This window comes from Conexibacter woesei Iso977N (genome assembly GCF_000424625.1).
GTDB lineage: Bacteria > Actinomycetota > Thermoleophilia > Solirubrobacterales > Solirubrobacteraceae > Baekduia > Baekduia woesei_A.
Genome location: NZ_AUKG01000001.1, coordinates 469181 through 480772 on the forward strand (window position 1 = coordinate 469181; position 11592 = coordinate 480772).

Annotated in this window: 7 protein-coding genes; 3 read left to right on the forward strand and 4 right to left on the reverse strand. The window is 74.4% G+C overall.

Translation table 11 applies throughout. The features are described from left to right. The first annotated feature begins 21 nt into the window (after window positions 1-21). On the forward strand, window positions 22-1008 hold the full coding sequence (locus tag H030_RS0102265) for a Gfo/Idh/MocA family protein (protein WP_027004921.1): 987 nt from the start codon (window positions 22-24) through the stop codon (window positions 1006-1008). A gap of 861 nt (window positions 1009-1869) precedes the next feature. On the opposite strand, the gene H030_RS0102270 is transcribed toward H030_RS0102265, so the two are convergent. The 4 genes from H030_RS0102270 to H030_RS36095 all read right to left on the reverse strand — a co-directional run bounded on the left by H030_RS0102270 (window position 1870) and on the right by H030_RS36095 (window position 8309). After that, window positions 1870-2874 (reverse strand): DUF354 domain-containing protein, encoded by a 1005-nt coding sequence (locus H030_RS0102270; RefSeq protein WP_027004922.1) that lies wholly within the window; start codon window positions 2872-2874, stop codon window positions 1870-1872. Between the two features lie 2 nt (window positions 2875-2876). Then, window positions 2877-3968, reverse strand: a complete 1092-nt coding sequence (locus tag H030_RS0102275; protein ID WP_027004923.1) for a DegT/DnrJ/EryC1/StrS family aminotransferase — start codon at window positions 3966-3968, stop codon at window positions 2877-2879. 45 nt (window positions 3969-4013) lie between these two features. Further along, on the reverse strand, window positions 4014-5234 hold the full coding sequence (locus H030_RS36090; RefSeq protein WP_027004924.1) for a glycosyltransferase: 1221 nt from the start codon (window positions 5232-5234) through the stop codon (window positions 4014-4016). A 93-nt stretch (window positions 5235-5327) separates the two neighbouring features. Then, window positions 5328-8309, reverse strand: a complete 2982-nt coding sequence (locus tag H030_RS36095) for a glycosyltransferase (RefSeq protein WP_051221499.1) — start codon at window positions 8307-8309, stop codon at window positions 5328-5330. Window positions 8310-8483: 174 nt separating this feature from the next. On the opposite strand from H030_RS36095, the gene H030_RS36100 reads away from it, so the two are divergent. Together H030_RS36100 and H030_RS0102300 are read left to right on the forward strand one after the other, a co-directional pair. After that, complete coding sequence (locus H030_RS36100; protein WP_196808960.1) at window positions 8484-10832, forward strand: glycosyltransferase; 2349 nt, start codon at window positions 8484-8486, stop codon at window positions 10830-10832. Window positions 10833-10901: 69 nt separating this feature from the next. Then, window positions 10902-11564 carry a DedA family protein gene (locus tag H030_RS0102300; RefSeq protein WP_027004925.1) on the forward strand — a complete coding sequence of 221 codons (663 nt, stop codon included), beginning with the start codon at window positions 10902-10904 and terminating at the stop codon, window positions 11562-11564. The last annotated feature ends 28 nt before the right edge of the window (window positions 11565-11592 follow it).

The following is an 11592-nucleotide window of genomic DNA, read 5'->3' on the forward strand; positions in this document are numbered from 1 at the left end:
AGCGACCGATCACCGGGTTTGATGGTGAGAGCGATCATCCTCGGCGCCGGCCCGGCCGGCGAGCGCCATGGGCGCGCCTTGCGCGCGCTCGCTGATCGCTGCCTGCTCGCGGGTGTCTACGACCCGGACCCGGAGGCCGCCAAGACGCTGGCCATGACGCTCGGGATCCCGTGGCTGGAGGCGATCGAGCCGGCGTTCGTCGAGGCGCACGTCGCGGTGGTGGCCGGTCGTGTGGACCTGCGCCCGCGGTTGGCGCGTGCTGCTTTGGAGGCGGGGCTCGACGTGCTGGTCGAGCCGCCGCTGGCGCCGGATGTGGATGCGGCGCATGGGCTTTTGAGCGCGATCGTGCGCGCGCCGCGCCGGCCGGTCGCGATGGTCGCCTTCGACGAGCACTACGACCCGGCGATGCGCGAGCTGCGCGCGCTGGTCGCCGATCACCAGGTCCTTTCGGTCCACGCCGAGCGCGCCGAGCCGGGCGGGACGTCCGGGCCGGTCGCCGAGCTGGACGTCGTCAGCGAGCTGATGGTCCAGGACCTCCAGTTCGTGATGGCGTTGCGCGACGAGCCGATCGCCGCGACCCAGGCCGCGGGGCGCCGCGTCAGGCGCGGCGGCCCGATCGACCATGCCCAGGCGCTGCTGGTGATGGAGGACGACATGATCGCCTCGCTGGTCGCGTCGCGCGGCGGTGTGTCGCGGGTGCGACGGCTGCTGGTCACCACGACGCAGGCGGAGATCCGGGTGGACCTGGAGACCCGCGTCCTGGAGGCGGTCCGGTCGACGCAGACGATCGGGCGCCACGAGCAGGTCCTGCAGCGCATCACCCTTCCCCACGAAGACGCCTGCGTCGCCCAGGCCGCGGCGTTCCTGCGCTACGTCGAGCGCCGCACGGCGCCGGAGCTCGGCATCGGCCACGCGATCGCGTGCCAGGAAGCCGCCCAGGCGATCCTGAAGCGCATCGAGCTGATCGCGCACCGGCCGGCGATGCGCAAGGGGCCGCAGGCGGCGTAGCTGGCGCTCCGTTCTTCGGGACGGGGCGTTGGTGGGTCGGCGACGATCGTCTGGTCGTCCCCGTCGCTCCGCCTCGACGCGGCTCGTCCTGGCGCTGCTTGGCGTCGTGCCTCCGGCGGGCGCTCGGGGCGGCGCAGGTGTTGTGGCACCGATGGCCGCGCTCCGGCTGCGCTCCGTGTTCGACCACCGCGATCATCGCCGCAGCCCGCATGCCCGGCCCATCCCACCGCTCTCCCCGAGCCTCGCTGCCACCCCGCTGCGTCGATGGGATCCACGAGACGGCGGGTTGGGGCGCGGAGCCCAACGTCAACGGTGCACAGTGGTTCGCATAGAACCCAAATGCACCGTTGACCGAGATCGCTCAGCGGGCGACGCCCGGGGAGACCCCCGGCGCTCCGCCCCGCCACCGGCGATCACCCCGTCGATGAGCCGAGCCACCGCTTCAGCCGACCAGCCCCAGACGGTCGCGCGACCTGGCCGCCGAGCTGCCTCAGCAGCGATCGCGGAGAGCGCGAAGGGCTGGCCTGCCAGTGGCGACAACGCACCGGTTACCGAACGTTGGCGGGACCGCTGCCGCCAACCGCCTCGCGACGGTGGCGGGACCCGGGGCGATCGGGCGCGTCTGCCGAAGGGGTGCGGAGAGTGCGACGGGTTGCGGCGCCAGAAGCGACGACGCTCCGGTTGCGAGACGACGGCGGAACCGCTGCCGCCGACCGCCCCGCAACGATGGCGCGACCGAGGCGACCACTCGCGTGTACCGAGAGACGGCGGAGAGCGATGACGCTCCGGTCGAGAAGCGATGGCGGAGTCGCTGCCGCCGACCGCCCCGCGATGGTGGCGCGGCCGGGGCGGATGGTGCGTCTAGCGGGGGGCCAGAGGGGCCAGCGCCAGGGCCAGGAGGTCGCGGGGGTTGCGGCGGGTGCGGTCCTGGGTGATGCCGGGGGTGCGCTTGGTGATGGAGATGGCGGCGGCCGAGGTGAGTTGGTGGAGGCGGTTCTCGGCGATGAGGCGTTCGTCGACGGCGCCGAGGCGGCCTTCGAAGGTGGTGAAGACCGGGGTGCCGAGGGCGACGGCTTCGCGGTTCATGGTGCCGCCGGCGGACACGACGAGGTCGGAGTAGGCGATCAGGGATTGGGCGTCGATCGCCTGCTCGGGGACGATGAAGCCGCCGGTCCTCGCCAGCTCGGCGCGTTGTGCGTCGACTCGGGGCAGGACGACGGTCTGGGCCTGCTCGCGGAGGGTGAGGAGGACGTCGGCGAAGAGGTCGTTCTCGAAGCGGTGGTAGAGGCTCACGCTCGGCGGCGTGCGGACCACCGCGATCGGCTGCGAGGGGTCCAGCGACAGCTCGTCCAGCACCGCCGGGTCCGGCTCGAAGTCGGAGAGGTAGTACTCCTCCTTGAGCCCCTCGTAGCGCTGCAACTTGCCCTTGGCGCCGTACGGGTACAGCCGCTCCGGCGGGATCGCCTCCGGGACGACGACCGCCGCGCACAGGCGGCAGTTGACGTTGTGCTGGACCTTGGCCCACTCGTAGTCGAACATCGTCGCGGCCGGGACCCGCAGCAGCTTGGCGGCGACCGAGATGTCGTTGGATCCGTGACCGATCGCGATGTCGAAGTGCTTCTTCCGAGCGTACTTGTACAACTCGAACGAGCGATCGGCCAACCCAATCGCCTTGGCCCCAAGCCTCGCCCCGCGGTGCCGGCCGATGACGTCGCAGTCGATCCCGAAGCGCTCGCACAACGCCACCGTCTGCGCGAAGTCGCGCGCGGTCACGGAGACCTCGTGCCCGTCCTCCTGCAGCGCCCGGATCAGCGGCCGCAGGACCAGCACGTGCGGCGAGTTGGTGAGGTCGAACCAGGCGCGCACGCTCAGGCCGCCGCGGAGACGCCGGCGCGGACCGCTTCGGCGACCTCGGCGATCTGCTCGTCGCGCAGCGCGGCGGACATCGGGATCGCGAGGTGCGTGCGGGCGGCCTCGTCGGTCCCGGGCAGCGGGACGCGCGGCGCGTAGGGCGCCATCGGCGGCTGTGCGTGCACGGGCGTCCGGTAGTAGGCGCGTGCGCCGATCCCGGCGTCCGCCAGCGACGCGGCGAGCGCGTCGGCCGCCGCGTGGCGGATCACGTAGAGGTGCCACGCCGGCCGCGAGCCCGGCGTGGGCACCGGGACCTTCACCACGCCGTCGAGCAGCTCGGCGTACCTGTCCCCCGCCTCCGCGCGCGCGGCCGCCCACCTGTCCAGCTGCGGCAGCTGCACGCGCAGGATCGCGGCCTGCAGCTCGTCGAGCCGGCTGTTGTAGCCGATGTCGACGTAGTCGACCTTGTCCTCGGAGCCGTGGAAGCGCAGCGTCCGGACCCGCTCGGCCAGCGCCGCGTCGCGGCACGTGATCGCGCCGCCGTCGCCCATCGCGCCCAGGTTCTTCGACGGGTAGAACGAGAACGTCGCGATCGTCCCCAAAGCACCAGGCCGCCCGGCCGGCGACGTCGAGCCCGCGGCCTGCGCCGCATCCTCCAGGACCGGGACGCCGAGCGCCTCGATCTCCGCCACCGGCGCGACGTTGCCGAACAGGTGGACGACGATGACCGCCTTGGTCTTCTCCGTCATCACCGCCTTCACGCTGTCGACCGTCACGCACATCGTGTCCGGGTCGACATCGCAGAACACCGGCACCGCGCCCGTCGGCGGGATCGCCTCGGCGCTGGCCCAGAACGTGAACGACGGCACGATCACCTCGTCCCCCGGCCCCACGCCCAGAGCGCGCAGCGCGACCGTGATCGCCTCGGTCCCGTTGGCGACGCCGACCGCATGCTGCGCGCCGACGTAGGCGGCGAACTCGGTCTCGAACGCCGCCACCTCCGGCCCGAGCACGAAGTGCCCGGAGTCGAGCACGCGGTGGACCGCGGCGCGGATGTCCGCGCGCAGCGGGGCCTGCGACGCGAGGGGGTCGAAGAGCGGGACCGGCACGGTCACGCAGCCTAGCCCGCCGCGCGGAGCCGACGGCCCGGGCGCCTACGCGGGCGCGACCAGCGCGTCGCGGTTGGCGCGGGCGCCGTCGTCGGCGGGGTCGACGAAGAGCGCGAGCTCCAGGCACTCGGCCGCGCGGGGGAACGCTTCGAGGGCGTGGTACACGACGCCGAGGTCGTTCCAGACGCCGGGCAGGCTCGGCGCCACCGCGGTCGCCGTCTCGATCAGCCGGGCGGCGCCGATGGCGTCTCCGGCCTCGAAGCGGGCCACGCCGGCGGCATGCAGCGTTCTGGCCTCGACGTCCAGCCCGAGCCTGCGCAGGCCGGCGTCGAGGTCATTCAGGACGTCGGGGCGCTGCTGGTCCCGAGCGAGCTGCCACAGGATCACGCGGAGCTCCCGGCACTGCGGGAACCGGCGCACGACCTCGGCGAGGCGCTCGATCGGCACGCGCCGCCACTGCGACAGGCCCAACCCGTCGCGGTAGAGGCCGTTGAGCGACTCCCCGAACTCCGCCTCCGTGAGGCCGAGGTGCAGGACGTCGTCGTAGAGCTTCGTGAAGTGCAGCGTGAGGTACTCGTGCGCGACATCGGCCCAGCCGATGTCGGTGCAGCCCAGGACGCCATGCTCGCCCGCGACCACGCACGGCCCCTGCAGGCCGGCGCGGAAGAACCAGAGGAGCGGCAGGTACGCGTTCTCCGCCGTCGTGGCCGCGTGCGCGTCGCGCAGCGCGTCGGCGCGGACGATCGACGCCGACAGGAACGTCAGGTACTGGTGCTGGTCGCGCCACAGCGCGCCCGGATCCGGGTGGACCTGGGCCGCGCCGGTGACCGGCGTCCAGTGCGTGACGACGCCGTCGGCCGCGGCGCTGAGGTACGGGTGGAACAGCCATGCGGGACGGTGCTCGCGCAGCAGCGCGGCCGTCCGCTCGATCGCGCCCGGCAGCGGCACGTCGTCGTCGCCGAAGCACCACAGGTACTCGGCATCCGGCGCGTGCTCCATCAGCCAATGGCCGTTGGCGAACGGTCCGATGTTCTCGGGCTGGCGATGCACGCGCAGCCATGGCAGCCGCACGCTCGCAGCCGCCAGGATCTCCGGCGTCGCGTCCGGCGACGCGTTGTCGGCGACCTGGACGATGATGTCGTCGCGATCGCCGATCTCGCGCTCGAGCGCCTCGAGCAGGCGCTCCAGCAGCGGTGCCCGGTCGTACGTCGGGACCAGCAGGCCGAGCAGCGCTCGCTGCGCCGTGGCGGGAGAGGGAGCGTCCACATCATGGTGATCGGTCCTGCGCCGGGTCGCTTGAGCGTTCAGGTACGTGCGCGGTCGGCCGGCCGCTGCCGAACGCGGCAGCAGGCGAGGCGGCTACGCCGCCGCGACGGCGGGCCGCGCGAGCACGCCGGCGAGCTGCTCCGGCCGGACGGCGAGCGCCAGGTCGCCGAGCCGGGCACCGTCCTCGCCGGCGAGGATCAGGCAGGCGACCAGCTCGCCGAGGCCGTCTGCCGCGCCGGTCTTGCGCGGCGACGGGACGTCGGCAGCGGCGATCGCCTCGACCGCCTCCTCCACGCTGAGGGATCCCGCGAGCGGGAGGTGGTGGAGCAGCCGCCGCGCCGCCTCGCCGGCGTGCGCCAGCAGCTGCGCGCGATCGGGCCGCTCCAGATGCCGAGGGCGCTCGAGCCCGACCGTGTAGGAGCGGCGCGTCAGGAAGTCGTCGTTCAGGCGCGCGGCCGGGATCAGGTGGCCCACAGCGCCCGCGATCACGTAGCGCGTCGCGCCGAGGCCGCGGCGCTGGACCTGCCAGGCGACCGAGACCTCCTCGCCGCCGATGCGGGCGTCAGGGCCCACGCCGAGCTCCGGATCGAAGCCGCCGGCGGCGAGCAGGACCGAGCGCCTGGCGCCCCAGTTGCCGCCATAGACGATCTTGGGCGCCACCAGCGACAGGTCGGCGTCGCCGTGGTCGAGGACGCCGTAGAAGGGCTCGAGCCGCGGCGCGGGCCAAGCGGGATCGCGCTCCTGCGGCCACAGCCCGACGATCGGTCCGCCGGCGATCGCGACGCCGTCGCGGGCGAGCTCGCGCGCCAGCGCGGCGGCCCAGCCGGGTGCGATCCGCGCGTCGTCGTCGAGGTAGATCAACAGCTCGTGCGATGCCGCGTGGGCGCCGGTGTTGCGGGCGATCGACAGCCCGGCGCGCGGCTCGTCGACCACGCGCACCGCCGGATGGCGCTCGGCGAGCGCGGCGAGGACGTCCGGCGTCGCGTCGGTCGAGCCGTTGTCGACCACCACGATCTCCGCGACCCCCTGTCCGACGACCTGCTCGACGCAGCCTTCGATGATGTCCGCCCGGTCGCGCGTGCAGATGATCACCGAGCAGTCGGGCATGGCGGCGCGATCGACGGCCGCTCCGGCCACGGCCACGACAGGACCCCGGTCCGAGACCCAGCCGGCGAGCTGGCGCTCGGCGTGCCCCTCGCGCGACGGCCAGTGCGGCGGCATCGCGCGCCACGTCTCGCGCCGCGCGGCCAGCGCGTCGAACGGCAGCGCAGCGGGACGTTCGCCGCCGCCCAGCGGCCAGAGCGCGCCGGCGGGGTCGACCGACAACCCGAGCGCACCGTCGACCGCCGGGCCGGCGAGGGCGGCGCCGGCCTCGACGGCGTCGATCAACGGCGCGGCGAATCCGGCACGCGGGAGCGCGTGCGGCTCGAGGACGATCAAGATGTCCGCCTCGGTCGCGTTGACCGCGCGCAGCTGGGCGAGGCGGCGGCCGGCGCCCCGCGGCAGCGCGACGTGGCGCACTCCGGCGGGCACCGGGTCGGCCGACAGCGCGAGCAGCTCTGCGTCCGCGCCGGCCCCCGAGGCGAGCAGCGCCTCGAGCTGGAGCCGGGCGGCGTCCGGGTCGTCGGGCAGGTGGACGGCAACGGCGGCACGCGGTGCTCCCGCCGCGGCGGCCGGCGCGCGTGCCGGCTCGGGGAGGGCCGGCGTGTCGACCAGGACGGCGCCGCGGGGCGCTGGCGCGTCTCGCCGCCAAGGCGTCACGGCGACGTCGGGGATCGCCTCGGGGTCGCGCCCCATGGCGGCGAGCGCCGCGAGCAGGCGCCCGAGCAGCGCCTCGGCGTCGTCGTCGACCGGGAACACGAGCGAGGTGGGCGCGTCGGTCGGGAAGCGCCCCACGTAGTCCTCCAACAACGCGCGCAGCCCGTCGTCGTCGAGGTCGTGCGGCGCGATGTAGCGCTCCGGCACCGAGGCGGTCAGCCCGCGCAGCGCGCGGCGCGCCACGGCCGGCGACAGCCGCGCCTCCAGGCCGGCGCGCCCGGCCGCGCCGATCGCGCGCCACAGCGCGTCGTCGCAGTGCAGGGCGACGATCGCGTCCGCCAGCCCCTGCGGATCGTCGACCACGAGCGCGTGCTCGCCGTCGACGAGGCCCATGCCCTCGGCGCCGATCGTCGTCGTGACGACCGGGACGCCGTGCGCCATCGCCTCGCCGATCTTGCCCTTCACGCCGGCGCCGTAGCGCAGCGGGGCGACCGAGACGCGCGCGGCCTCCAGCAGCGGCGCGATCGCCGGAACCCAGCCGGTGACCTCCACGCCGTCGCCGGCCAGCGCGCGGACCTCGGGCGGCGGCGCGCCCCCGGCCAGCGTCAGCCGCGCTTCGGGGAGGACGGCGCGCACGCGCGGCCAGACCTCGCCGACCAGGAACAGCGCCGCGTCGACGTTCGGCGCGTGGCGGAAGTTGCCGACGAACAGCGCGCCTTCGCGCGCCTGCGGCCCCGGGCCCTCGGGCTCCTCGGGATGGACGAGGGAGATGACCGCGACCGGGACCTCGGGCGCCAGCGCGCGCAGCGCCGCGGCGTCGTCCTCGCTGACGGCGATCAGCCCGTCGGCGGCGCCGTAGGCGGCGGCCTCGCGGTCGCGCGTGCGGACCGCGGCGTCGGCCAGCGCGGGGCTCGCCGCGACCTCGGCCGCGCGCGCCTCGCGCACCCAGTGGACGTCGACCGTGTCGACCAGCAGCCGCGCGCCCGGCGCCCAGCGGCGCAACAGCGGCAGGTAGGCCTCGGCGACGTCGAAGAACGAGAGCCAGACCACGTCCGGCCGGACGTCGCGCAGCAGCCCTTCCAGGTCCAGCTCCGGCCGGCCCGCGCGCTGCGCGAGCGGCGAGCGGACCGGATCGCCGAGCGTCACCCGGACGCCCATGGCCTCCAGCGCCAGCGCCGCGTCGTGCTGGCCGTCCTCCGCGCCGTCGCGCGCCACGAGCGTCACGTCGTGCCCCTCGGCGCGCAGCAGCTCGATCAGCCGCAGCTGGCGCAGCGACCCGGCGTCGCGATCGCCCGGCGGGGCGATCTTGCTGATCATGAGGATCGAGCACGGCGCGGCCGCGCCCGTGCGGGGCGATGGCGATGGGAGGGACATCACTCCGGGTGATCGGTCCCCTCCGCGCACGCCTTGAGGCGCGCCCGCGCAGGGGGACAGCGCGCGCGTGGACACGCGTCCTCAAGAGCGCTCGGCCGGATGCCGACCACCGGAGGGATGTCCTCCCTCCCACTCGTGAGCGTGGTCGTCGCCACGTACAACCACGAGCGCTTCGTCGCGCTCGCGCTCGACAGCGTCCTCGCTCAGGAGCCGTGCGGCGGCGAGGTCGAGATCGTCGTGATCGACGACGGCTCCACCGATGGGACACCGGACGTCCTGGCCCGCTACGGCGACCGCATCCGGGTCGTTCGCCAGGAGAACGCCGGCCACCTCGGCGCCTTCAACCGCGGGCTGGCCGAGGCACGCGGCACCTACATCGCGCTGCTCGACGGCGACGACGAGTGGGTGCCGAGCAAGCTGCGCCGCCAGGTCGCGATGCTCGAAGCCGACCCGGGGCTCGGGCTCGTCTACGGCGACGCGGTGCTGATCGACGGCGACGGCCAGGAGATCCACCCGTCCTACCAGGCCTACAACGGCGTGGAGTTCCGCTCCGGCCACCTCGCCGCCTTCGGCTACCTCATGTGCCACAACATGGCGCAGACCTCGACGATCATCGTCCGGTCCTCGCTGCGCGAGCACTACGCCCCGATCCCCGACTGGGGCCGCGCCCAGGATTGGTGGATCGCCGTGCAGGTCGCGCGGCGGACCGCGGTCGCGCCGGTCGGCGGCCACGTCGTCCGCTATCGCAAGCACGACGACAACCTCGCGCTCGGGCGCGGGCCGCGCCGGTTCGCCGAGCTGCGCGCCAAGGAGATCCCGCTGCGACGCTGGATGTTCTCCCAGGCGCGCGAGATCGACGTCGCGATGGAGGACATGGTCGGCGCCCTCTACGCGTTCCACCACTGCGTCGCCGTCGCGTCCCGGGATCTCGGCATCCCCGCCGCGGAGCTGGCGCCCGATCACGTCGAGCGCGCGAACGCGGCGAACGAGCGGCTGGCCGACGCGGTCGCCGCCGAGCGCCGCGGCGACGACGAGCGCGCCATCCGCGAGGCGCTCGCGGTCCTGGCCGACTTCCCGCGCGACGCGCACGCGGGCGCGGTGCTGGAGCGGAGCTCGCGGCGCCTGATGCGGGCCCAGCCCATCGTCGAGGAGCGCCCCGACGAGAGCGCCTGGCCCCTGGAGGAGGCGCGGTCGTTCGTGACCGTCGCCGCCGTCGAGGAGCTGGCCGCCCACCCCGAGCTGCTCACCACCTACGCCGAGGCCTTCGACGCCGGCGCGGACGCCACCCTGGCCGTGCACCTGCCCGACGACGCGAGCGTCGCGGTGCTGCTGGGCGCGCTGGAGGCGGCGGGCGTCTCGGCCGAGGACGGCCCCGACCTGCTCGCCCTGCAGCATCCGCACGCCGAGCCGCTGGAGGCCGCGCTGGCGCGCCACGCCCACGCGGTCCTGAGCGCCGGGCCGGTGCCCGCCCGCTTCGAGGGCCGCCCGCACGCGGCCGACGCGCCGTCGCTGCGCGCGCTGGCGCGCGAGCGCTGGGAGGTCGAGCCGCTCGACATCGCGATCAAGATCTGCCCGCCCAACTGGATCGGCGCCGAGCACTGGGGCGACACGCACTTCGGGCGCGCCGTCGCCGACGAGCTGCGCCGCCGCGGCCACCGCCCGCGCCTGGAGGTCGTCCGCGAGTGGGACACCGACGCGCCGGCCGACGTCGCGCTGCACCTGCGCGGGCTGTGGCAGTACGTGCCGCGCCCGGGTCAGGTCAACCTGCTGTGGGTGATCAGCCACCCCGAGCTCGTGACGGGCGGCGAGTGTGACCGCTACGACCACGTCTTCGTCGCCTCGGCACCCGACGCCGAGCGGCTGTCCAAGTTGACCTCCACACCGGTCAGCGTGCTGGAGCAAGCGACGGATCCGGCCGTGTTCTTCCCCGAGCGCGACGACGCGCTGGCCCACGAGGTCACGTTCGTCGGCAACTCGCGCGGTGTGCTGCGCCGCTCGCTCGCTGGGCTGCTGCCCACCGAGCGCGACGTCGCCGTCTGGGGCAAGGACTGGGACCGCCTGATCGACACGCGGCACGTGATCGGCGAGTACCTGCCCAACGACGAGGTCCGCCGCGCCTACGCAAGCGCGGGCGTGCTGCTCAACGACCACTGGGACGACATGCGCGAGCAGGGCTACATCTCCAACCGCGTCTTCGACGCGTTGGCCGCAGGCGCCGTCCTGCTCAGCGACGACGTGCCCGGGCTGGCCGAGCGCTTCGGCGACGCGGTCGCCACCTACGCGAGCGACGAGGACCTGCGCGTCGCGGTGGACCGCCTGCTCGCCGACCCCGAGGCCGCCGCGGCGATGGCCCGCCGGGGTCGCGCGCTGATCCTCGCGGAGCACACGTTCGGCCACCGTGTGGACACGATCCTGGCGCATGCGACCGAGCTGCGCGCGGCACCGGTCCTGGCGCTCGCCGCCTAGCCGGCGCGGAGGATCCTCTCCGGCGACGTTCAGGCCCCGCTCAGGTCGGGTCCCCTACGCTGTCGGGCGATGCCGATCGCCGCGCTGCTCGTCCTCGCGTCCGTCACCGAGAAGCTCGCCGACTTCGCCACCAGGGTCGTCGGCGATCTCGGCCTGCCCGGGATCTTCCTGCTGATGGTGCCCGAGAGCGCGCTGATCCCGATCCCGTCGGAGGCCACGATGCTCTTCGCCGGGTTCAACGTCAGCGAGGGCAAGTACTCGCTGTTCGCGGCCGTCGCGACCGGCGTGGTCGCCAACGTGATCGGCTCGTCGATCGCCTACGCGATCGGCTACTACGGCCGCCTGGAGCTGCTGGAGCGCCACAGGGTCTTCCACGTCAAGCCCGAGCACCTGGCGCTGACCGAGCGCTGGTTCGAGCGCTGGGGCTCGGCCGCGGTGTTCTTCTCGCGGATGCTGCCGATCGTCCGGACGTTCATCTCGCTGCCCGCGGGCGCGGCCCGGATGCCGTTCGGGCGCTTCATCGTGCTGACGTTCGCCGGCTGCGTGCCGTGGATCCTGGGGCTGACGCTCGTCGGCAAGGCCGCGCGCGACAACTGGACCGACTGGAAGGACCGGCTGCACTACGTCGACTACGCGGTCGCGGTGCTGATCGTCCTGGCCGTCGTCTACTTCGGCCAGCGCTGGTGGCGCGCACGCCGCGCGCGGCGCCTCGCAGCGGCCGATGCGGCCTAGCGGCCCGGGACTTCCTGTCGCACACGCC

Coding starts and splice junctions, on each gene's coding strand:
- H030_RS0102265 (WP_027004921.1), top strand. CDS start 22: ATGGTGAGAGCGATCATCCTCGGCGCCGGCCCGGCCGGCGAGCGCCAT.
- H030_RS36095 (WP_051221499.1), bottom strand. CDS start 8,309: ATGATCAGCAAGATCGCCCCGCCGGGCGATCGCGACGCCGGGTCGCTG.
- H030_RS36100 (WP_196808960.1), top strand. CDS start 8,484: ATGTCCTCCCTCCCACTCGTGAGCGTGGTCGTCGCCACGTACAACCAC.
- H030_RS0102300 (WP_027004925.1), top strand. CDS start 10,902: ATGCCGATCGCCGCGCTGCTCGTCCTCGCGTCCGTCACCGAGAAGCTC.